General features: G+C 39.2%; 18 protein-coding genes. 2 read left to right on the top strand and 16 right to left on the bottom strand.

Annotation, left to right across the window (positions count from 1 at the left end; all coding sequences use genetic code 11):
* Positions 1-6: 6 nt before the first annotated feature.
* The 4 genes from EAF07_RS04875 to EAF07_RS04855 all read right to left on the bottom strand — a co-directional run bounded on the left by EAF07_RS04875 (position 7) and on the right by EAF07_RS04855 (position 9353).
* Positions 7-1992 carry a pilin N-terminal domain-containing protein gene (locus EAF07_RS04875; protein WP_183121654.1) on the bottom strand — a complete coding sequence of 662 codons (1986 nt, stop codon included), beginning with the start codon at positions 1990-1992 and terminating at the stop codon, positions 7-9.
* Between the two features lie 99 nt (positions 1993-2091).
* Entirely contained in the window at positions 2092-5733 is a 3642-nt protein-coding gene (locus tag EAF07_RS04870) for a SpaA isopeptide-forming pilin-related protein (RefSeq protein WP_183121653.1), read from the bottom strand.
* Between the two features lie 828 nt (positions 5734-6561).
* Positions 6562-7398, bottom strand: a complete 837-nt coding sequence (locus EAF07_RS04860) for an undecaprenyl-diphosphate phosphatase (protein WP_121835218.1) — start codon at positions 7396-7398, stop codon at positions 6562-6564.
* Positions 7399-7445: 47 nt separating this feature from the next.
* A complete protein-coding gene (locus EAF07_RS04855; protein WP_142925590.1) occupies positions 7446-9353 on the bottom strand; it encodes a DUF2207 domain-containing protein in 1908 nt (635 codons plus the stop codon).
* 264 nt (positions 9354-9617) lie between these two features.
* On the opposite strand from EAF07_RS04855, the gene EAF07_RS04850 reads away from it, so the two are divergent.
* Positions 9618-11198, top strand: coding sequence for an ABC transporter substrate-binding protein/permease (locus tag EAF07_RS04850; RefSeq protein ID WP_121835214.1), 1581 nt, complete (start codon positions 9618-9620; stop codon positions 11196-11198).
* Positions 11191-11931: an amino acid ABC transporter ATP-binding protein gene (locus EAF07_RS04845; protein ID WP_121835212.1), complete on the top strand. Its 741-nt coding sequence runs from the start codon at positions 11191-11193 to the stop codon at positions 11929-11931. Before EAF07_RS04850 ends, EAF07_RS04845 begins: the two co-directional genes overlap by 8 nt.
* A gap of 225 nt (positions 11932-12156) precedes the next feature.
* Here EAF07_RS04845 and EAF07_RS04835 read toward each other — a convergent pair whose 3' ends face one another.
* The 12 genes from EAF07_RS04835 to EAF07_RS04780 form a co-directional block, all read right to left on the bottom strand.
* Positions 12157-12345: a hypothetical protein gene (locus tag EAF07_RS04835; RefSeq protein WP_245962693.1), complete on the bottom strand. Its 189-nt coding sequence runs from the start codon at positions 12343-12345 to the stop codon at positions 12157-12159.
* A gap of 2 nt (positions 12346-12347) precedes the next feature.
* Positions 12348-12671 carry a hypothetical protein gene (locus tag EAF07_RS04830; protein WP_121835208.1) on the bottom strand — a complete coding sequence of 108 codons (324 nt, stop codon included), beginning with the start codon at positions 12669-12671 and terminating at the stop codon, positions 12348-12350.
* Between the two features lie 11 nt (positions 12672-12682).
* Positions 12683-13573: an SPFH domain-containing protein gene (locus EAF07_RS04825; RefSeq protein ID WP_121835206.1), complete on the bottom strand. Its 891-nt coding sequence runs from the start codon at positions 13571-13573 to the stop codon at positions 12683-12685.
* A 321-nt stretch (positions 13574-13894) separates the two neighbouring features.
* On the bottom strand, positions 13895-15145 hold the full coding sequence (gene ilvA / locus EAF07_RS04820; protein WP_121835204.1) for a threonine ammonia-lyase IlvA: 1251 nt from the start codon (positions 15143-15145) through the stop codon (positions 13895-13897).
* A gap of 39 nt (positions 15146-15184) precedes the next feature.
* On the bottom strand, positions 15185-16450 hold the full coding sequence (locus EAF07_RS04815) for a S41 family peptidase (RefSeq protein ID WP_121835202.1): 1266 nt from the start codon (positions 16448-16450) through the stop codon (positions 15185-15187).
* Positions 16451-16891: 441 nt separating this feature from the next.
* A complete protein-coding gene (ilvC, locus tag EAF07_RS04810; RefSeq protein ID WP_121835200.1) occupies positions 16892-17914 on the bottom strand; it encodes a ketol-acid reductoisomerase in 1023 nt (340 codons plus the stop codon).
* 33 nt (positions 17915-17947) lie between these two features.
* On the bottom strand, positions 17948-18430 hold the full coding sequence (gene ilvN, locus EAF07_RS04805; protein ID WP_121835199.1) for an acetolactate synthase small subunit: 483 nt from the start codon (positions 18428-18430) through the stop codon (positions 17948-17950).
* Positions 18423-20129 (bottom strand): acetolactate synthase large subunit, encoded by a 1707-nt coding sequence (locus EAF07_RS04800; protein ID WP_121835266.1) that lies wholly within the window; start codon positions 20127-20129, stop codon positions 18423-18425. Before EAF07_RS04800 ends, ilvN begins: the two co-directional genes overlap by 8 nt.
* A 660-nt stretch (positions 20130-20789) precedes the next feature.
* Positions 20790-22451 (bottom strand): DAK2 domain-containing protein, encoded by a 1662-nt coding sequence (locus tag EAF07_RS04795; RefSeq protein ID WP_121835198.1) that lies wholly within the window; start codon positions 22449-22451, stop codon positions 20790-20792.
* A 2-nt stretch (positions 22452-22453) separates the two neighbouring features.
* Positions 22454-22816 (bottom strand): Asp23/Gls24 family envelope stress response protein, encoded by a 363-nt coding sequence (locus tag EAF07_RS04790; RefSeq protein ID WP_121835196.1) that lies wholly within the window; start codon positions 22814-22816, stop codon positions 22454-22456.
* 183 nt (positions 22817-22999) lie between these two features.
* Positions 23000-23188: a 50S ribosomal protein L28 gene (rpmB, locus tag EAF07_RS04785; protein WP_018164578.1), complete on the bottom strand. Its 189-nt coding sequence runs from the start codon at positions 23186-23188 to the stop codon at positions 23000-23002.
* 144 nt (positions 23189-23332) lie between these two features.
* Positions 23333-24673 (bottom strand): APC family permease, encoded by a 1341-nt coding sequence (locus EAF07_RS04780; protein ID WP_121835194.1) that lies wholly within the window; start codon positions 24671-24673, stop codon positions 23333-23335.
* Positions 24674-24904: the final 231 nt, after the last annotated feature.

The raw sequence follows: 24904 nt of genomic DNA, 5'->3' as shown, positions 1-24904 counted from the left end.
TCTTACTTATGCAAGTTGATCCTCATCCTTGTTGTTTTTGAAATAAGCGTAAAGTGCAGCAGCCATAATCGCAGCACCACCTACAGCAAAGATAATTGTACCAATACCACCTGTTTGTGGGATAGTGATTTTTTTGTTGTCAATAATCTTTAATCTAATATCAAGTTTCTCAGGAGACTCTATTTCTACACCGTCCATAGATCCCGGACCTACTACAAATGAAATAGGAGTAATTAATTTAGCATAGCCAGTTGGTGCCTTTATTTCCACTAATTCATACGCTTCATATACCAAACCTGAAACATGGAAATAGCCATTCTCACCTGAGATAAAAATATAGGCATCTTTTTCTTGTTCAACCCATTTCCATTCTGACTTAGCTGTCTTATAGGCATTATCACGCGCTTCCTTAGCTGCCATAAGTTCCTGACCATTAGAAGTACTAGCAACTTTAACTAAATCTTGATATTTCTTCTCTGCATCATCATATTGGTTCTGATCTTCATTACGTTTAGTAGCGTCTTTACGCGCTAAATATTTCCCTGCTTTATTTTTAACAACAAATTCAGCACCTTTTAAAGCCTTATTATCATGTACCTTATCAACTTTTCTAAAACGTTGACCACCTGTCACTATTTTAGGTTCTTCTGGAGTTAATGGCGGTGGATTATTGTCTTTCCAGTTAACAATAATAATTTGACCATTCTGGTTTACTTTTTTATATTCTGCTGAATAGCCTGATAGATTTGTTTCAATAACCTTATACTCTGTATCGTTATCAAGTCCAATAAATGTATGAGTTGGTTGCTGTTTAGTCAATGTAGCTACTTGTCGCGGCTCTACTGCTTTGCCTGTTTGAGCATTATATAATGTAACTTGTACGTCAACATCTTCTGGGAATTTCCCATCACTAAATTGTTTTTCAACTATAATCTGTTTATTATTTGGTTTAGTAGGAATAGGTGAATTTCCATGTGCTGGATTATTTCCGTAGTGGAAAGTCACATCATTACTTTCTGGAATATCTACAATGACCTTTTTATTGACAGTAGCCGAGTAAGAGATTTTAATCTTAGTTTCTTTAACTTGACCATTGACTTTATTTAATCCCTCTTTAGTAAGCTCCAATTCAAAACCAGTCTCTGTTGTAGTCAACTTATAATCTGTTTTACTAACTGGACCTCCGCCAATTGACACTTCAAAACTATCTTTATTTAAAGTCAAACCTTCCGTCATTTGATCAGACCATTTAGATGTCGCATATCGTGTACCAACAGGAATAAGGGTTTCAATATCATACGCTACTATATCACCAACCGTTTGACTTCTTAATTCTTTGTCCTTGTTCGGTTTTTCTGCGTTAGCCTTCCCTTTAAAGTCTTTATCAATTTTTGGTTTTGTAATAGTATTTTTGGGATAAACGTGGAGATTTTCAATCGGATTACCATCTTTGTTAAAAGCTGGTAACTCTAATCCAAAGGGAACTGCTGCCGAATCAGATAATGTTTCACCATTCGGTCCAATGTAAGATCCAAAGTTTTCAACAACCCAGTATAAGCCAGGCAATAATTCGACTTCAACTCCCGATTGTCCTGTTGGCTGTGTTTCCAAACCTTCTTCTTGCAATTCCTGCTTAACTTTCTCAACAGTATCGTATTGACCAGGATTTTTTACCATTTTTTCATATTGAGTACGATTTTTTACTAACCAATATGTAAATGTTACACCTGATAGTTCTTCTGCACCAGCGCCAAAATACTGGTCAATATTTTGAAGCTTATTGCCATTATAAATACTTCCATCATCACCTACATATGTTCCATCCTCCTGTGGTTTCAACATTTTCCACTTCGCCAAATTATCCAACTTGATTTTATGAATCGTTACATTCGTTGTTTTTGCCTCTTCCGCCCTCACAACCTGTACGACTGGTACAAGATAACTGAATAACAAAGCCACTAGGGCTAAGATTTTTATTAATTTTTTTACCATTATTCCTCTTTCCTTCTTTATATAATTTTTTATGCTACTACTTTTCTTTAAACAGTTAAAAGCGATAAGCATTCCCCCTTTCAAATAGCAGGCTATATTTTATAGATATCGCTTCCGATACCAAAAAACAGACCCAAACATCAGGAAACCACCTATCATCATAAAGACAGAAATTCCTAATCCACCCGTTGATGGGTAACTTAACTTCCTGTTATGAACTGTCATTGTATTCTTTGCGCTATCTGATTCATTATATTTAATCTTAAAAATATCGTTGCTCTCATTTTCCGGGCTATCTCTCACCTTCCCATTTTCAATGATAATTGGTCCCATTGTTTCCTTACGGATACCGTAGCCCTTCGGCGCCTTGGCTTCCTTAAGAACGTAAACACCGTCCACTAAACCTTCAATGACGACTTCACCATTATTGTTTGTCGTCCATTTCGTCGTAGTAATTCCGCCTTTTTGAATAGAATAAATGTACCCTTTCTGTTCATCAGCAGATAATTTTTCAAACTCTTCTTTCGAAAGACTCTTTTCTTCTCCAGTCACACCTAATTTATAAAGTTCAAATACTGCCTCTTTCAATTTGACTTTCGTATCATCCGCATCCTGTTTAATAATCTTCAATTTTGAACTAACCGAGTTTCGAATCACGTTATCCTCTGGTGTCACATCAATAATGCGGCCTTCTGCATTGACTTTAAAAGTAGCCACAGCCTTATTTGGTAGGATATAGTTAGGATTTGAAACAGCCGTTTCCCAAACTTCATATTCACCATAAGCTAATTTCGAATAATTAAAGGTTCCATCGGCCCCCGCAGAGGTACGCTCACTTCCTTCCACTTTATCAAAATGACCATTTTCATTCTTCTTACGAAGCTCAAACTTGGCACCTGGGAGAGGCTTATCATCTAAACCGGTCTTAGTAAAAGTAATCTGATTTGGCTTATTAATAATCTTCAGACCGACCTCCCCCTCCGCTTCTGATGAATTCGAATTTAGTACGACATAAGCATTTACTCGATTAGAATATCTATAACCGTTATATGAAAGCCCATCTCCGTAAGCCTCTATTTTTATATTACCCGGATTGTCACTGAAATCCCCATCAACCTTCACTATATATGCATGTCGATATAAATACCTAGACGTCTCCAATAATATTTGTCTTTCTTTAGGAAATCCATCGTACACCTTTTCCCCAATCATTCGACCATTTGGCCCAGTAAGCGGATTTCCATCAGCATCTTCATAATACCCAAAACTTGGCTTCATAGCACCAGCATTTACTCGATAAATTCTTACCCTCGTAGTTTCCGTAATCGGATTAATCGTATCACCTGTATCTATTAAATTTAGTCTAGGATAGGCAATTGAATCGCCATTAACGTTGTAATACACATAAGCGGTATATTTATTTTTCTCTTCATCAACTTTTGTGACTAGGCTCCCCATAGATGGTAGCATAGTTTGATGATAGCCAATAGAATGTTGATTGTAATTCTTGGCTTTTATACGAGCATATCCTTTATAAACGACACTAAATGTCGCCGACACGGTATCTTTTTCAACACCTTTTTTAAGTACACTTCTTGATATTAAAACTTTACGATTATCAGTAACAACTTTTTTATCAATATATGCTGTCAGTGACGTTCCAGCTTTACTTAAAATATAATTTTCTACATAATTTGTGAATGTATAGGTAAGTGTATGGGTAGTCTTATCATACTTACCTTTTGCAACGACACCTGCACTAGATACAATATCTAAATCTACGACTTGTTCATCTGGAGTCAGACCTCCAATTGACAAATTCTCACTTAGTTTAACCTTGAAATAATCTCCAGGTTTTATTTCTTTATTGATGGCTGTAACATCAAAAGTAAATTCACTATTAATTCTTAAGTAACCAGCCTGACCAGGAATAACTTCTTTGTGTATCAATTCATCATTATTAAAGTCATAAGATTTGATACTTCCAGAAGTGGCATGAACCTTATCTCCAACATCTTTTCCCACTGCATTTTTAGGAACATCAAAATCAGGACCAACATAAATTCTTAAAGGTTCTTTATCTCGTTCATAACCACTAGGGGCCTTTGTTTCCTCAATGTAGTATATTCCATATGGCAACTCACTGAACGTAAGACGCCCTGTATTATCTGATTTTTGAGTATCTAGAATATTTCCCTTACTATCTTTAATGACAAAAGTTGCCCCAGGAAGGATGTCTTCTACACCATTTTCTCTAGACATTTTTGTTAATTCAACCTTGCCATCACCACCTATAACATTTTTAATTTCTTTTGTAGTAGGTGTGACATTTTCAAACTCTGCCGCCTCCGTGTAAGTAAACTCTGCTACAAATGCACCATGAGTATCCTTATAACCAGGCGGAGAAACAATTTCTTTCACCCGATATTGACCTGGAGAAATCTTATCAAAGACAAATTTTCCTGTTTTGGCAGCTGAAATTTCTATTTTATGGTTGTTATCTTTTTCATAGTGACCAGTTATAGGATTCAGCTTCCACAACTCAAATTGACCACCTTCAAGATAAAGTTTTTTATTGTTCTCTAACAGTTGACCTTGATCATTTACTGATGTATCAAAAGCATATTTCCTAAACTCAATTTTTCCAAGTTTTCTCTCTTTTGGAACTGTAATTTCTGGATACTCTCGAATGTTAAGATTTTTATAAATAGAAAAATCACATATCTGAGGAATTGGAAAATCACGTACTATTTCTGATTCTACTCCCTTGGGGTGTAAAGTCGTTCGACCGTTGGTGCTATAGAGCGTATGACTGGTGAATTGAGGATTCAAATGAATATTATAAGTCAAAGTGATTTGTTCATCCGTCCCTAGAGTCAGACCAGTGACCCGAAGTGTTTTTGTCTCATCATCGTAGCTCACTTGAGCTTGCTTCAAGACCCCACCATCCTTTTGTGGACCTCCTATTGCTTGACCATTTTCGAGATAGCTTCCGTCACTTCCTTTTAGAGTATAGTCCGTGGAATCAAACAGTCCATCTTTCCCCAATTGAAGTTCAATCATCTCCCCTATTGGATCCGTGATGACTCCCTCTTCAATTGTGGTTTTTTCACTTTCTGTCGTCTCTCCACTAACTGTTAGTTCAATACCATAGCTATTTTCCTCTAAATCATTGACCTTATAAATCTTCTTTGATAGAGTTCCTTCGTCAATTATACGTTCAGATGGTTCTGGATTCCACGCCTTATGTTGTTCTCCTATTTGAGAACCGTCTACTGGAATAAAGTTATATTTCGTTTTATCATCCTCATATACGCCTTCTTGTGGGTAGTTAGGAGATAATACTTCTTCTCTTTCTGTCACCCCGTCTCCACTGACTATTGTCTCCCCGTTCTCTTTAACGTTCACAAGCCACTGTTTTTTTGATGGATGATAACCTACTGGCGATTGTGTTTCTGTTAGGATATATGTCCCTGGAACTAGGTCTGTGAAGGTGATATCACCAGTTTGAGAATCCGTTTTTTGTGAAACAATTGCCCCATCCTTTTGGTTTGTTAAGGTAAATATGGCTTCTTGTAAAATCGTACCACTATCACTTGTCTCCCTAACAACAATCTTTCCGGTCGATGGATTCGCTGGCGATACCTCTGCTGAGGTAAGAGTTGTAGAAAAGACTGTCAGCTGAGATAAACAACACAAACAGGCAACTGCCTTATGAAATATCTTTCTTAGTTTTCTCATGTATGTCTCCTGTAAAACATGCTCCATAGAAGTTAATTGCTTCTATGCTTTTCTTATCTTTCTTACTTTGTACCCAAAGAAACGGATTACTTACCTGTCGAGAAACTTTCTCTTACTAAGTTAATCCGCCTACAAAAAAACGTAACAAAAAATATAAAAGAATACGTTCTAATGATGTTTTCGACTCAGTCAATGACACACTCAAAGCATTCTAAATATCTACTGTTACTATCATTAGTTAGTATAAAACATATGGATTACTATAACAACATAAGTAATTCTCATGTAAAGACTATCAATTTATACATTTTTGACAAAAACAAGCCACCCCTAAATATCTGCTACATCCTAAATTTATCAATGAATCACATGGTTTTATAATCGTTTTAAATTATTAGAATCTGTTCACTTTACCTTAATTATTTAACACAATTTACATGACTAAAAAATATTCAGTAGAAATTCTACTCAAAAATAACAAACATTATCCGCAAATGCTTGCATATCAATGACTGAAAAACTTGGATTAATTCTTTCGCTTTTTTTATCCCTTATAAAAACACATTTGTCAAAACTGTTTAATTTACAACCAGTTATATAAGTATTGAAGAACAAACATCCATGGCTCTCCTCACTACCTCTACTTTCTAAACGAAGTTGACCTTTCATTTTTTTATTTTCTCACAAAAACTCTTTTGTTTGTGATTTTTTTGATAAACATGTTATTAACACCATTTCACCATCGTTTTAAAAAAACAGACAAACATTCCCTTTCTCCTAACCAAGAGTACACAAAAAAGGTTGCCCTAAGACAACCTCCATCATTCTTTAAAAAATATAGCTCAAGCCTGTATAGGCCAAAAGAATAAGTCCCAGTACAATACGGTATTTCCCAAAAATTTTAAAGGTATGGCTCTTCACATAGTCTGTCAAGAAACGGATGGCATAATAGCTGACCACAAATGCTGTAAGGCTTGCCAGAAGTAAGAGAACAATTTGTGAAAACACTAGAGTGTTGCCATCTATAAAGAATTTGACAGCTTTTAAGCCACTGTAACCAAACATGGTTGGAATGGCAAGGAAAAAGGTGAAATCAGCAGCGACGCTTCTGCTTGTTCCCAAAAGAATCCCACCTAAAATTGTAGCACCAGATCGACTCGTCCCAGGCACAATGCTGAGCACCTGAAACATGCCAATATAAAGTGCTGTTTTATAGGACATTTTTGACAAGCTATCAACCTTAGGCGTCATCTGTTGACAATCTTCTAGTAAAATAAAGGCAACACCATAGACAATTAGCATCAAAGCTACCGTTGGCATATTTTGAAAATGACTTTCAAACCAATCGTCCAAAGGCAGAGCGATTAAAATAGACGGTACACAAGCAATCGCAACCTTGACCCAAAGTTGCCAAGTCTTCTGAACCTCTTTAGCACTCTTTCCAGGCTGGAAAGGATTGAGGCGTTTAAAATAAATCACAATAACCGCCAAAATAGCTCCCAGCTGAATGACAATATTAAACATGTCCATGAAGTCTTTATTTTGATTACTAAAATTAATAAATTCTTGGACTAAGATCAAGTGTCCCGTGCTAGAAATCGGAAGCCACTCCGTAATTCCTTCGACTATCCCAAAAAAGATAGCCTTCAACATTTCAAAAAACATAAATACTCCTTACTCACTTTACCTTATTATAACAGATTTTCTCAATTTTAGAAGGAACCGCCTCCGCCTCCTCCGCCACCTCCAGAGAAGCCACCGCCTCCACTACTTCCTCCAGACGATACGGAAAAGGTTGAAGCAGTCGTCACATGATCCGAAGTTGAAACAAAATGATTAGTAGATAGCATCATCTGATGGCGGATGAGACGGATGTCCATATCTCCAAATTGTTCAGGCAAAGCGATATGATTGACTTTCAGGTAATCTTCAACTTTGCTGGCATAACCATACAGCGTGGCATAAACTAATAGGCGATTCCAAAGCACTAGCCCTTCAAGTTCCACAGCGTTAAAAGTATTAATTTCCTTAATCATCCGCTCAAAGCTCTGCCATTTTTCCAAACGCTCCCTACCTTCCTCAGTAATGACGCCTAAGGTCGTATAGGGCTTTGTTAAGCGTCCCAATAAAACGATTAGTCCAAAACTAAAGACAGTTATCGCTAAATAAAGCAAAGCTAGCATATGGACTTTCATCACAAAATAAATGGTCACCCCAAAAGTAATTAGGCTAAAAAAGCATCCCAAACTGCTCGCCTCATGAAGTTTTTTGCTTTCTTGAGAAGTCATCGGTCTGTAAATTTTAGGAAGATCTAGTGCCGTCATTTCCTTGGTCACAGCTTTATCAATAGCAGAAGACATTGTTTTGATGCGACGATTCATCTCTTGGGAACTTTTACGAACCTCTGTTTCAAGTTGACTTCCTGAATATTGCTTTTTCAGACGCTTCATAATATTTGGATCATATTGAAAATCATCAAATAATTTGTCTAACGTTACAGACAGGCGATTTCCAAAAGCCATGTCTAAAAAGGCAACATCAGACGAAGTACAGTGATCAAGGTTTACGATGTTCAAAGTCGGTACAGAGGTTGCCTTATCGACACTCACAATCCCTCTATCCAGTAAATCTAAAATCATGGCTTGAACGACATGTTCAAAATGAATCTCACCCTCTTTAGGATTCTCTACGATATCTTTAAAGCTCACTTGGTAAACATCGGAAGTCAAAACCAAGGGAGATAAGTCTTCTGGTACCTCATAAAGCCTTGTTTTCCCTAATTTCGGACTATAACAATCAAGAGCTTTTTTGACTTTGCCAAACCGCCACAACGATAGCCCGGTTAGACATACCATCGCAATTGGAACAGCTCTGCCAAAGATAACTAACAGGAGGTGCGATTTCTTTTCAATTGCTGCTTCCGTTTTTTCAATACGGGGCAGGGCTTTTTCCGAAAGATGAGGAACCGATAGTTTCAAAACACTACTATCCCAATACCCATGCAACTCAAGAATGCCATCGACATCTCTTGCAGTCATGGTATAGGCGCCCTCACCATCTGTTTCTATCCTAGGAGTTTCCTTAAAGTACCCTCTATGCCCCCAAAGGTTACTAGTCTTAGTTGGCTTGTCCGTCGCAACGGTAAAGGTTACACAATCAATGGTCTCATCCCAATCACTAATAGGTTTCCAGTTTAACTCTGCCACATCTTGGTAAGGATAAGTCATATTGACCAGCTCCCAAACAACGGAAATCGTCACGCGATCTCCACCAATACCAGCATTATAGATTTTCAAACGATAGCCGTCCCCTAAATCCTCCAGATAGGAGGGGGGATCAAACACCCGCAAACCATTATTATCAACCGTAATTTTAGGCTCCCCAGTGATACCAAAACCATCTGGCATTTCTCCCGCGCTCCCCAAGGTCACATACTGACCATTGAAAGGTGATTCATACTCATAGGTCACCTCCTGCTTAAAGGTTGCACGATTATCCTCATGAATCCGAAGGTCTCCCTCATAGGAGACGATACGGTATTCAATCTCGCCATCTGCTTTGACCTTTTGTGAAAATAGCAGAGCTATAAAAACCATTAGTATCCCTAGTAACTTTTTCATCGCAGATACCCCCACTGTATTTCTTCCATTTTAACACATCTTTTGAAAGTTTAGACATTTCTATTGAAATACGTCGCTTTTTCCTGTAAAATATGTCAGTATAGTTTTTATTTTAATAGATACATTTTTACCAAACTTTTAAAAGAAAGGATTCATCGGTTAATTCCATTTAATTGATGACGAGACAGGCTTCAAAGCAGATAGGTTTTTTATTTTTTGTTTTTATAATTTTTTGAAAATTCAAACTGTCTCGATATTATTGATATGAAAAAAATCTTTTTAACCCTTTTAGCCTTCTTCGGAATGCTTTTCGTAGGGCAACGAACAGCCCACACAGTTCAGGAGGACAACTATCTCCGTGTCGGAATGGAGGCTGCCTATGCTCCCTTCAACTGGACCCAAAATGATGATTCAAACGGTGCTGCTAAGATTGAAGGCTCTGGACAATTTGCCAACGGTTACGACGTTCAAGTCGCTCAGAAAGTCGCAAAATCTCTCGGCAAAGAATTACTCATCGTTAAAACCGAGTGGGACGGTCTGGTTCCAGCCCTTACCTCTGGAAAAATCGACATGATTATTGCGGGTATGAGCCCAACAGAGGAACGCAAAAAAGAAATTGCCTTTTCTGACAGTTACTACACCAGTGAACCCGTTCTCGTTGTCCGCTCTGATAGTAAATATGCCAATGCAAAATCAATTGAAGATTTTAAAGGCGCAAAAATTACAGCCCAACAAGGCGTTTGGCATGTTAATCTCCTCAGCCAAATGACAGGCATTGAACCTCAAACACCAATGGGTGACTTCTCACAAATGCGTCAAGCCCTTGAAGCTAGTGTTATTGATGCCTATATTTCTGAACGCCCAGAAGGAACAACCGCTGAAAATGCTAACAGCAGTTTTAAAATGGTAACACTGGAAAAAGGATTTGAAGTTGCTGAATCAGATGCTGCTATTGCAGTCGGCATGCGCAAAGATGATGCCCGCATCGCTCAGGTTAACCAAGCCTTATCTGAGATTTCTGAAAATGACCGTATCACCCTCATGGATGATATGATTACCAAACAACCTGTTGAAGAACCAAGTGAAGAAACCGCTGAACCAAACTTCTTCCAACAAGTTACAAGCATCCTAAAAAACAACTGGAAAGAATTCCTCATCGGTACAGGAACAACCCTTCTCATCTCTATTACCGGTACTTGCTTCGGTTTACTTATCGGTCTCTTAATCGGTATTTTCCGTACCGCTCCAACATCAAGCAATAAAGGCATTGCCATCCTTCAAAAACTCTTTGGTTGGTTCCTCAATGTCTACATTGAAATCTTCCGTGGTACGCCTATGATTGTACAATCAATGGTTATCTACTACGGAACAGCCCAAGCCTTCGGTGTCGATATTCCTCGTCTCTGGGCAGCCATTGTTATCGTATCAATCAATACTGGTGCCTACATGAGTGAAATTGTTCGTGGTGGTATCTTCGCTGTTGATAAAGGACAATTTGAAGCCGCAACAGCGCTTGGATTTACTCACGGACAAACTATGCGTAAGATCGTTCTTCCTCAAGTTGTTCGTAACATCTTGCCAGCGACTGGTAATGAGTTCGTCATCAACATCAAGGATACCTCTGTCCTTAACGTTATCTCAGTGGTTGAGCTTTACTTCTCTGGTAAAACTGTTGCCACACAGACTTACCAATATTTCCAAACCTTTACCATCATTGCAGTGATTTACTTTATCCTAACCTTCACGATTACGCGTATCTTGCGTTACATTGAAAAACGTATGGATACCGACACTTACACTACTGGCGCTAACCAAATGCAAGTCAAGGAGGTCTCACATGTCTAATACGATTTTAGAAATCAAGCACCTTAAAAAATCTTACGGACAAAACGAAGTCCTCAAAGATATTTCATTAACTGTTGAAAAAGGAGAGGTCATCTCTATCATTGGGTCATCAGGTTCTGGTAAATCAACCTTCCTACGTTCCATCAACCTACTCGAAGAACCAAGTGGCGGAGAAATCCTCTACCACGGTCAAAATGTTCTTGAAAAAGGGTATGACTTAACCACCTACCGTGAAAAACTAGGTATGGTTTTCCAATCCTTTAACCTCTTTGAAAACTTAAACGTTCTAGAAAATGCCGTTGTTGCTCAAACAACCGTTCTCAAACGTGACCGTTCTGAAGCTGAAAAGATTGCCAAAGAAAACCTTGAAAAAGTAGGACTTGGCGAGCAATACTGGTCAGCTAAACCAAAACAATTATCAGGTGGACAAAAACAACGTGTTGCCATCGCACGCGCACTATCAGTTGACCCAGAAGCCATCCTCTTCGATGAACCAACTTCTGCCCTTGACCCTGAAATGGTTGGCGAAGTTCTTAAAACCATGCAAGACCTTGCCAAATCAGGACTTACCATGATTATCGTAACCCACGAAATGGAGTTTGCCAAAGATGTCTCTGACCGAGTCATCTTCATGGACAAGGGACTCATTGCAGAACAAGGAACACCGCAACAAATCTTCGAAAACCCACAAGAAGACCGTACCAAAGAATTCCTAAAACGTTTCTTGAAATAAAGCAAAGACCAGCAAGCACACGCCTGCTGGTTGTCTTTTTATTGCAATTTATTTTTACTTCTCCGCTCTTCCCACCAATCATCAAGTTGCTTGTGAAAAATAACAGACATTACACCTATAACAAGAAAAACTAATTCAAGCCAGTGCTCTCCTTTTATAACATAAATGACCACCAAATAAGCAATCATACATAACAAAGTTATCAGTGCAGAAAATCTCATCTATTTACCTCAATTTTTCTGGTTTCTCCACAAAACTTCTGACTACCGTACCACACTTAGCACAGATATCATGGTAGAGAAATTGACTGGATAATGCCCACCCACTCTTACGAATGGCCCCTTGACCATCTTGCTGTCCACGAACCATTTCAGTTCCACCACAGTAGGTACAAACTAAATTTTTCATATTCATAACTAACTCCTTTTTTCCATAGCAATCGTCACACAGCCATATGCCCCACCTATAAAACCTGCGACAAGCACCTTCCAATACCAAGCAAAGTCTGGTATAAAGACGTTCATTAGTAACATTAAGGTAAAGATAACAAGACTCTCAATAATGCGACTTTGTCTCAACTTCCCATACCTTGTTTCCTGAAATTTCTTAGCAAGGGCAAAGCAAGCTCCTAAACCAAATCCAAAAAGAAATTTCATTGATAGGGTCAGATCTGTAAAAAGCAAAAGGACATTAGCCATCAGAATAAAGATTACAAATAGCGTAAATGATTTACTCTTCATCAACGTTTCATTTACTTCGCTTTCAAAGCAGATAGGACTTGGGTGCGAATGTCATCAATACCATTTGGTGTATTTGGCAAGAAAATGGTTTGATTTCCTTTAGCCGCAAAGGTATTGAGGGTATCAAGGTATTGGTTGGTCAAAAGGATTGACATGATTTGCTCTTCTGTCATACCGACATTAGCTTCTTTCAATTCAGCGATTGAATCTGCCAAACCATCAACAATAGCCTTACGTTGTTGGGCAATACCGACACCATGGAGGCGATCTTTTTCAGCTTCAGCTTCTGCGGCTGTAACGATTTTAATTTTATCAGCGTTAGCCAATTCTTGGGCTGCCACACGTTTACGTTGCGCAGCATTGATTTCATTCATAGACTGCTTCACTTCAGCATCTGGCTCAACCTTGGTAATCAAGGTTTTCACGATGATGTAACCATAAGTTGACATTTCTTCTGCCACTTGGTGTTGTACTTCAAGGGCGATTTCATCTTTTTTCTCAAACAATTCATCCAAGGTTAATTTTGGCACAGATGAACGCAAAGCATCTTCGATGTAAGACTTGATTTGAGATTCAGGTTTCATCAATTTGTAGTAAGCATCGGTAACATTTTGCTCGTTAACACGGTACTGTGTTGCCACATTCAAGGTTACAAACACGTTATCTTTTGTCTTGGTTTCAACGACAATCTCGCTTTGGAGCAAACGGAGTTGCACACGCGCCGCAATACGATCAATACCAAATGGTAGGCGAATATGAATACCACTTACCGCTGTTTTCTGATATTTACCAAAGCGCTCAATAATGGCAACAGACTGCTGACGCACCACATAGAGAGTGCTAATAAACACAAGTATAGCTACAAATAGTAAAGCTATCAATACAATAACAACAGGGTTCATAAGAGACCTCCTTAAAATTATTTCCCCATAGGGCTCCAAAAATGGCCACCCACGCACACAACAAGACTAACCAAATTGTCTTCATATTTCCACACCTCTTTGTATGGTTGATTTAATATAATTTTATGAACAAATTTGATAAAAGTCAAGTAGAAAGTTAAGTTTTGACGTCAAAAACTTTTAAATATGACAAAAGAGTCTGCCCCCACAGCGACAAACTCCTCTAGTTCAATATTTATAAAATAATTATACCCCATTTCCTTAGGGAGTCAAGAAAAATGATAACGTATTTTTCCGGTTTTTTGACCATATTTGACCAAATCAGACAAGCATATTGTAAAGACTTTCGTTCCCATGCAAGTTAATATAGGTTGGGTCAAATCCAGATAAACGTTCAAGAAAAGCTTGATAATCTTCTTTCTCTGCAAGGGTAATCCCAATCAAAACAGGACCTTTACCTTTATTAGCTCGCTTGATGTATTCAAATCGGGTAATATCATCATTTGGCCCCAAGATATTATTTACAAATTCACGTAGCGCACCTGGACGTTGTGGGAAATTCACCACAAAATAGTGTTTCAATCCGGCATAAATAAGCGCGCGTTCTTCCATCTCTTGCATACGGTTAATGTCATTATTACCACCCGAAATGATACACACAAGGGTTTTACCAGCGATTTCCTCTTTCATGACTTCTAAAGCTGCAATGGTTGCTGCACCAGCTGGTTCAGCAATAATACCCTGTTTTGAGTACATGTCAATCAGTGTCTCCGAAATCAATCCTTCATCCACACCAACGAGGTGGTCAACGTATTTCCTAGCCACTTCATAGGTATTGTTACCAACTTTTGCAACGGCAATACCGTCTGCGAATTTATCAATTTCTGGTAAAGCTACCGGTCGTCCCTTATCAAAGGCTGCTCTCATAGAGCGCGCACCAGAAGCCTCGACACCAACAACCTCAATTTCTGGCGAAACATCTTTCAAATAAGTCGCTACTCCTGAAATCAAGCCCCCGCCTCCAACTGGGACAAGAATTTGATCAAAATGAACCCCTTCTTCTTGAGCTTGCTCATAAATTTCATAAGCAACTGTTCCTTGCCCTGCTTGAACATTGGCATCGTCAAAGGGATCAATAAAGGTCATCCCTTCTGACTTGGTATAGTCTTGCGCTGCTTTTGCTGACGCATCAAAGGTATCCCCGACCAGTTTAATGGTCACATACTGACCTCCAAAGAAACGCACCTGCCCAATTTTCTGTTGAGGTGTTGTCACTGGCATAAAAATCGTTGCAGGAATCTTCATTTCATTACAAGTATAGGCAACACCTTGGGCATGATTTCCCGCTGAAGCACAGACAACTCCTCGAGCCTTTTCCTCATCTGATAATTGATGAATCGCATAGTAGGCACCACGAATTTTAAAAGAGCGAACTTTTTGCATATTCTCACGTTTGAGATAAATCGTTGCTCCATATTTTTCAGACAAATAACGGTCAAATTCTAACGGTGTACGTTCGACAACACCATTCAAAACGGCATAAGCTGCCGTCACATCCTTAGCTGTAAGCATCTCTCATTCCCCTTTTTCAAATTTTATCAAGATAAGTTTTTAATGCTCTTTCAGAAATAGCAGAGCTTTTTCCAAATCAACATCCCTAGAAAGATGTTCCTCTGTCCAAGGTATCAAAATATCTGGCTCAATACCTTTATCTGTTTGTCCCTGTCCCTTATCAATCGTCAGCAACCTAGATGTCGGAAAAATGAAGCGATAATCATCCAAAGGTAGGACACAACAATTAGAATAATCATTGATTCCCATTGTCGGTCTCCCCATGACAGTAACCTTAGGCATCCGTTTCATCATAGCCACAAAACTATCACCTGATGATCCACAATACACATCTGCCAAAACAACTACCCTCTTAGGAAATTCTTGACCGATATACGAATCGTAAAAATCAACGTCGTTATCTTCATCAGAGTCATAAGGCACATATCCCTTACCACGATTGGCTCTTAAAAGAGAGGCAAACTCCTCAATTAATCGTCTCGTTTCCTCAGTAATATCTGGTGAATTCAAATCCTTCTCAAACTGCTCTAAACGTAAATCAACATTTCGTTCAGTATAAAAGAACTCTTGCCGAACATCATCCTCTGGCAAATCACTCACCTTTTTCCCTAAACCTAGAGTGTAGTTAAAAAGAGGCCAATAAAGGCTATCTGAGCCACCATGATTAGTTCTAACATCAATAATAAGGTTGGGACTGTTCTCAATAGCTTGTTTACTTTCCTGATAAAGTGTGCTAATAGCTCCTTCATCTGAAAAATTCTCCATTTTGAGATAAACCGTCTCATTATCAAGAAGTTTCCAAACAAATGGTTCTGTCTTTGATACAGTAGTTGGTCTTTGAAGAACAACTTCAAGCTCTTTACCAGCCCGAAAAACAGTAACAGACTGTGTTCTTACCAAAAATTTCGCCCAATCCATGTACTGACGTTCCGGCGTTTTAGAGACAAATAACTCTTGATTATCTTGGTAAAACTGACTGGTCTCCACCTTATCTAAAGCAATGATAATATCTCCCTTTTCAAGACCTGTCTCCTCTCTTGCTGTAATCACATAGAGTTTTTTATCCTGATAGCGCAAGCGAAAACCTACCGGTCGATTATCAGAAGGCTTATAGAAGGTGAGATGACTAAGCACCCCAAACGAAGCCAGATAATTATTAACTAGAAAGACAAAATCATCATCTGACATTTCTTCCGAAATTTGCTTTCTAAATGGTAAAGGATTTGCACCCATTTTATCTTTCTTAGCTGATGAGTCATTTTGAGCTGTCAAAACAACTTGGTCAAAAATATCAATTTTTTGCATCGCAATTCTCCAGAATGGAATAAAGAGGTTGGGACATAATTATCTCAACCTTCTCTTTTTAATAGTAATAACAGATTGACGCAATAACTAATCGAAGTCTTAAACTAGACCTCTCTTCATTTTTAAGCGCCTACCTAAAACATCCCACTTTCTTATTTCAAAGCTCAGGCCTAAATCATGGGATTACCGCTTCCTCGCCTTGCTATTTTCAAGCTCGGACCTAAAATAGTCCACTGGACTTCCTCGCTCTCTGGTTTCAAAGCTCAGACCTAAATCGCGGGATTACCGCTTCCTCGCCTTGCTATTTTCAAGCTCGGACCTAAAATAGTCCACCTGACTTCCTCGCTCTCTGGTTTCAAAGCTCAGACCTAAATCGCGGGATTACCGCTTCCTCGCCTTGCTATTTTCAAGCTCGGACCTAAAATAGTCCACTGGACTATTTTAGTTATAAATCTTAAAGGCGTCGTCATCGTTTTGACCGACGAATGGCATTGCTTTGCGAAGTTCTGCTCCGACTTTTTCAATTTCAAGATTTGCTGCTTCTTTACGGTAAGCTTCCATTTTTGGTCGTCCAGCTTTGTAGTCGTTAACAAAATCATTAGCGAATTTACCTGATTGAATATCAGCAAGAACTGCTTTCATGTTTTCTTTAACTTGATTGGTAATAATACGTGGACCTGATACGTAATCTCCAAACTCAGCTGTGTTTGAAATGGATTGACGCATTTTCTTAAAGCCACCCTCATACATAAGATCAACAATCAATTTCATTTCATGCAGCACTTCAAAGTAAGCCAATTCTGGGGCATAGCCTGCTTCAGTTAGAACTTCAAAACCTGCTTCGATAAGAGCAGTCAAACCACCACAAAGCACCGCTTGTTCACCAAACAAATCTTCTTCCGTTTCTTCTTTGAAGGTTGTTTCAAGAAGACCTACACGCGCGGCACCAACACCTTTAGACCATGACATGGCAATGTCTTTAGCATTTCCAGTTGCATCTTGGTAAACCGCATAAAGTGCTGGAACACCAAAACCTTCTGTGTAAGTACGACGAACAAGGTGACCTGGACCTTTAGGCGCACACATGAAGACATCAACATCTGCTGACACTTTGATAAATTCAAAATGGATATTAAAGCCATGAGCAAACCCAAGAGCTTTACCTGCTGTCAAATGTGGTGCAATTTCATTATTATAGAGATCAGCTTGAATTTCGTCGGGTGCTAAAATCATGATGACATCAGCTTGTTTGGCTGCTTCTGCTACTTCAAATGTACCAAAGCCATCTTCAACTGCTTTATCAAACGATTTCCCTGGACGAACACCGATAATCACATCATGACCTGAATCACGCAAGTTTTGCGCATGGGCATGACCTTGTGAGCCATAACCAATAACGGCAATTTTTTTGCCATCAAGTGCTGGTACTTTTACATCGTTTTCATATTCCATTGTTACTGCCATAAGTCTTCTCTTTTCTATATAATATTTCCTAATTTATGATAAATCTCTGGTGAAGCCCGTTGCCCCTGTCCGAGCAATATTTTTAATGCCATAAGGGGTAATGACACGAAGAAGGGCTTCAATTTTATCCGCGTCACCTGTCATCTGAATGGTAATGGATTTTGTTGCCACATCAACAACGCTAGCTCTAAAGGGTTGAATAATAGCTAAAATCTCCGCTCGCTTGTTTGCAGGCGCAGCAATTTTTACCAAAAGAACTTCACGCTCCAAATGAGGAAGGTCAGTAATATCACGAACCCTAACCACATCAATCAAACGATTGAGCTGCTTGATGATTTGGTCGGCTTCATCCAAAGTCGCCACGTCAATAATAATGGTAATCCTAGAAATATGAGGATCATCCGTTGGACCAACTGAAATGGACTCAATATTAACCTGACGACGGGATAAAACACCTGTGAAACGGTTAAGGACACCTGTCGAATTTTGCAATTTTGCTGTTAACATTCTACGCATTGAAGGTCACCCCCAACATTTCATGATTTGCCTTACCTGCTGGAACCATTGGTAACACATGCTCTCGATTTGAAATACTCACTTCAATCAGCATCGGTTTATTTTCCAAGATAACTTGTAAGTCTTCTCTCAAAGTCGCTGGATTTATCAGGTGGTAAGACGCAATGCCATAGGCTTGCGCTAGCAATTGGAAATTCGGTTCGTCATCAAAGGTCGATTGACTTCGTCTCTCATCATAGAAAGATTCCTGCCACTGGCGAACCATCCCCAAGGAATGGTTATTGATAAGAACTACCTTGATTGGGACACCATAGCCATTTAAAATAGCTAACTCTTGATTGGTCATTTGAAAACCACCGTCACCGACAAAAAGGATAACTTCCTTATCAGGATTTGCTAATTTCGCACCAATTGCTGCTGGAATACCAAATCCCATGGTTCCCATACCACCTGATGTGATGAGCTGACGTCCAAACTGGTAAGGGTAAAACTGAGCAGCCCACATTTGGTGTTGCCCGACATCCGTGACAATAATTGCCTCACCCTTAGTCAATTCTCCGATCACTTCAATCACTTCTTGCGGCTTAATAAAAGTATCATCTTTTTCATAGCTAAATGGTGCTCTAGTCTTGTTGTGTAAAACCTGACTAGTCCAGTCAGCATGATTAGTAGCAACCGTGTCAAAACTCAACAACATTTCCAAGGTCTTCTTAGCATCACCTACAACTGGAATAGCTGTTTTAATGACTTTACCAATTTCAGCGGGATCTACATCAACATGAGCGACCACAGCATTTGTCGCAAACTGAGCAACATTTCCTGTCAAACGGTCATCAAATCGTGCCCCAATATTAATAATAAAATCCGCATCAGTCAAGGCCATATTAGAAGCATAAGAGCCATGCATTCCTCCCATCCCCAGTGAAAGCTCGTGGGTAATGGGCATCGTTCCTAACCCTAGTAGTGTTGAAACGACTGGAATCTGATACCGTTCTGCAAATTGAATTAATTCTGCGCCAGCATTGGCGTAAGCAATCCCACCCCCCGCTAGAATGACTGGGCGTGTAGATTGACTAAGCTGGGCTAATAATTTTTTAACCTGCAAGCCATTTGGTTCAACCGTTGGTTGGTAACTTGGCAAATGAACCGTCGTCTCATAATAAAAATCAACTTCATTGGCTGAAATATCTTTTGGTAAATCAATGACAACCGGTCCCGGTCTACCAGTCGTTGCAATATGAACCGCTTCTGTGATGATCCGAGGAATATCCTCAGTATGGCGCACCTGATAATTGTATTTAGTAATCGGCATGGTCATCCCAATCATATCCGCTTCTTGAAAAGCATCTTTACCAATACCTGCGGTAGCTACTTGACCAGTGAAGACTAAAAGAGGAACACTATCTCCCATCGCATCTGCAATTCCTGTAATAGCATTCGTTGCACCAGGTCCAGAAGTCACTAGAGCAACACCAATTTGTCCAGTTGACTTAGCAAAACCTTCTGCTTCATGGACCGCTCCCTGCTCATGACGTGCAAGCACATGTACTACTCTATCTTGATAATGATAAAGCGTGTCATAGAGCGGTAAGACCGCCCCACCTGGATAACCAAATATCCTATCAATACCGAGCGTTAAAAGCGTATCGAGCACTAATTCCGAACCTGATTTAGGTCTATCTAACGTTATTTTTTCCACAAGATCTCCCTTTCCTAAAAAATTACCGAAACAGGCCAATGCATCAACCAAAGCATTTTATAACTCAAAGCAACCTCTTTTTCAAGAAGTTTGACGCGAGAGCATTCAAACAATACCCTGTCAATCAATAGTCTAGCATCATTCGTACATTTCTGATTTTTGAATTGTCAAAAAATTCAAAAACTTTCTTACTATGATACCATTTTTACATAAGATTGCAAGATAAAATCGCAACAATTTTTAGTTAAAGTCAATTAATTTTTATTGGCAATTAATTTTTATTTAGTATTTTTTTAGCACTTCTCCTAATGTGATGTGGGGCGCTCAAAAGGTCTGGGAGACCTTTTGAGGTGGGAAATGAAGCTGACGAAGTCAGTGTCAGAACCTCCCCTCCTACAGAGTTCCATTCCTTCTTGGCAAGCCTAGGTCTCCTTCGCTCTCTGGTTTCTAAGCTCAGGCTGAAACTGTTCACTGGACAGTTTCACTAATAAGAATACCACCATGGCGAAAGAAGCTCTGGTAAATCAAGCCATTTATTGCTTCTTGATTTTACTTAAACTGATAATTTTGATTTTGGATGAGTATGAAATTACGTTCTGTCATTTTTCTTCTCTTTTCCTAGCAAAAAATCGTTACAGGAAATCCTGTAACGACTCATCTTTATTCCACACTCATCAAATATGGATATACTGGTTGATCACCTTGGTGAATTTCTACTTCGACATCTTCATAGGTGTCTTCGAGGAATTCTGCGATTTCACTAGCTACTTCTTGTGACCCTTCTTCACCAACGTAGATGGTTACAATTTCGCTATCTTCATCAATCATTTTCGCAAATGTTTCTTTTAAAGCGTCAACCATATTTGGTGTTGAGACAAGAATTTTACCATCAACCATTCCTAGAATATCATTTTCATGGATTTCAAGGCCGTCAATTGTTGTGTCACGCACAGCAAGGGTCACACTTCCGCTAACAACATCAGCCAAACTTGCAGTCATGGCTTCGACGTTTTCTTCCAAAGCTTTGCTTTCATCAAAAGCTAATAGACTAGTGAAACCTTGTGATACGGTACGCGTTTCAACCACGGCTGCGTTGACTTCTGCTACCTCTGCCGCTGATTGCGCAGCCATAAAGATATTCTTGTTATTTGGCAAGATGATCACATTCTTAGCGTTAACTGCTTCGATTGCTTTGACAATGTCTTCTGTTGATGGGTTCATTGTTTGACCACCAGAGATGATGTAGTCAACACCTTGTGATGTGAAGATGTTTGCCAAACCATCACCAGCAACAACTGCAATCAAACCGTATTCTTTTGCTTCTTGTTTAACAGGCGCAGCTGCTTTTTCAAGTTGTGCTTCGTGCTGACCACGCATATTGTCAACTTTAACTTTGACAAGCGCACCGTATTTCAATCCTTCTTGCATGACAAGACCTGGGTCTTCTGTGTGGACGTGCACTTTAACAATTTCATCGTCATTGACAACGAGAAGAGAGTCTCCAAGCCCTGATAGGTATCCTTGGAATTCTTCATAGTTAAATTCTTTAACATAGGTAGGACCTTGTCCAAGAGCCACCATGATCTCAGTACAGTAACCAAAGGTAATGTCTTCTGTTGCCACATGACCAGCTACTGATTTGTGATGCTCTGCATTGATCATTTCAGACATCACAGCTGGAGTTGCTTTGAAATCTTCTGATGCAATGTACTCACCTGTCAAAGCTGATAGGAAGCCTTCGTAGATGTAGACAAGACCTTGACCACCTGAGTCAACAACGCCAACCTCTTTGAGAACTGGAAGCATTTCAGGTGTCTTAGCCAAGGCACGTTTTGCCCCTTCAAGAGCTGCGCGCATGACTTCAATGGCATCATCAGTTTCTTCTGCTTTTTTAAGTGCTCCAGTTGCACCACCACGAGAAACGGTAAGAATCGTTCCCTCAACTGGTTTCATAACAGCTTTATAAGCCACTTCAACACCTGATTGGAAAGCTGCCGCTAAATCTTTACCATCAAGCTCTGTTTTACCTTTAATAGCATTACCAAAACCACGGAAAAGTTGTGATGTGATAACACCAGAGTTTCCACGAGCCCCCATAAGAAGACCTTTTGAAAGAATCTGCCCCACTTCACCAACGGTATTGGCAGGCTTATCAGCAACTTCTTTAGCACCATTATCCATGGTCATACTCATGTTTGTCCCAGTATCACCGTCTGGCACAGGGAAGACATTCAATGAGTTAACATACTCTGCTTGGCTTCCAAGACGACTAGCTGCCGCCTGTACCATTTCTTGTAATAAACTTGTTGTAATTGTAGACACGATTATTCTCCCTCGACCTTCACATTTTGGATATAGACATTCACTGCACTTGCAGAAATCCCTAATTGACTTTCCAAATTGAATTTAACACGTTCTTGAATATTTTTTGAGACTTCGCTGATTTTAACACCGTAACTCATAACAGTGTAAACATCAACTGCAATGCCGTCTTCTGTTGATTTGACAACGACACCTTTGGCATAATTTTCTTTTCCTAGAAGTGCTTGGAAATTATCCTTAATCGCACTCTTGCTCGCCATACCAACAACACCGAAAATTTCTGTTGTCGCACCGCCTACAACAGTAGCGATAACATCATCAGCAAGTTCGATTTGACCATCTTTTGTATTGATTTTTACAGTCATAATAAGATACCAAGTCCGCTCGTAAAGTTAGTTTTTCTTCATAGCTCTTTGAACGGTTTAGTTCCTTTCTATATTTCAAAAGTTTCTATCACTTTATTCTACCATATTTACCAAGTCTTGTAAAAAAATAGAAGTTTTTCGATTTTTAGGCACAAAAAAACGACCAAGTTGGTCGATTTTTAATTAAACGCGTTCAACTTTACCAGATTTAAGAGCACGAGCTGAAGCCCAAACTTTTTTAGGTTTACCGTCGATAAGAACTGTAACTTTTTGAAGGTTTGGTTTAACTGTACGTTTTGTTTGGTTCATCGCGTGTGAACGGTTGTTACCAGAAACTGTTTTACGTCCTGTGAAATAACATACTTTAGCCATTTCGTTTTTTCCTCCTAGGTAGAATATGTTCGGATGTGCTAGCACCACATACTTGAATATTCTATCATAATTCGGTGACTAGCGCAAGGCATTTCTTCATTTTTTTATTCAGATTGTTTCATAACGCTCTCGCTAAAGCATCCTTTACTTCTGACCTGTATTTTTTCGGTAAAGGGCAAAGCTTCCCAAACAGAAAAGGAGGCAAAAGAGCATAAATGAGGTTGCCATCACAAAGTTTGTCAAAAGACTACCTACAAAAAGTGCAATAATAGATAAAATCGCAAAAATTGGAGAAAAGAGCCCCGTTAATTTGTTGGTAATTTCTCCCTTTCGGTACAAGCCAATTACTGCCACATAAAGGAGAATAAAGGACATATTGTTGAAAACGATAGCTACTTCACTAATATCACTTCCTGGAAGCAGATGATATTTTGTCGCTAAGTAATGGATACCTAACCAAAGCAAGGTCACAGCAACGGTTGATAAACTAGCTGAGATTGAGAGTTGGTAGCGACGGTCAACTTTTGCAAACTGTTTATTTTTAATCCAACCACGTGCAGCAAAGGCCTGTGGAAGCCTCATATTAGACAGCATCAAACCATTTGACACCCCGAGCACAGCAATGATGATAATCACCAAGAGCAACTTACTGATGGTTTCACCGTAAATCATTTTTGTCGCATGAAGTACAGCATCATTTCCTGTTGTCATAATAAAGCTAGGTCCTAAAATACGACTTAAGCCATAGAAAAATACCAGATACAGAGTAAGAATCACAAGTGGTCCAATAATAAAGGCTTTGGCAAGATTTTTCTTAGGATTTTTCAATTCAGGTGCAATACTTGCCACGACTGTCCAGCCATCATAAGCAAAGTAGAGAGGCATTAGTCCAGATAACCATCCCAGCCCCACTTCACGCGGTTCAATTGGTGTCAGGCCTTGCGGAATTTCAGGCACCGCTTTTCCCCAAGAAAGCCCTACAAGGGCAATCGCTAAAAGAGGAATGATTTTGAGCACTGTCGATAACGATTGAAAGCGCCCCGCCAAAATACGAGAAAACAGGTTCATAAGAGCTAGGAGAATCAGGTAGACTGCCGCTAGGAGAATCTGATATTCTAGCTTAGAGCCGCTTCCTAATGTAAAGCTAGCCGCTACCCAAGCTACGACCGCATTTAGGGCAGGAAGATAGACGTAGGCTGAAAACAAGCCAAGTGAGGCGGCCAAGCCTGGATGGAGGTAGGTCATATAGTAAGAAAAAATACCACCTTCATCATCATTTCTCGTCGCTAATTCTGACAAACTCAGAGCTCCAAATACGATGGAAAATGACCCTAGAACGATAATCAACATCCCCAGTCCAACATTTCCACCCGCATAGGATAGAATGTCATCAACCTTAAAATAAATCCCTGATCCTATAACAACCCCAACAATTAAGGCGATTGCTGTCGATAATCCATAAACTTGTCTATCTTGATTTTTCATCTAGTGCGATGTCCCCCTTAACATACTACTCATTCATTTCAAAATAAAAATTGACGTTAAACCACTCAGCAAATAGTTTGCGAATTTTTAGTTTAACTTTCTATACTAACTTTAACCATTATAGCTTAAAAAGAAGACTTGAACAAGGTCAATTGCAACCATATCCGAACAATACTGCAAACTGTAAATTTACCTAAAATTCAAACAATAATGATTTTATACTTCATGATT

The organism is Streptococcus hillyeri (genome assembly GCF_003686955.1).
Lineage (GTDB): Bacteria > Bacillota > Bacilli > Lactobacillales > Streptococcaceae > Streptococcus > Streptococcus hillyeri.
Note: the sequence above shows the minus strand (reverse complement) of the source record. Positions and strands in the feature narration are given on the sequence as shown.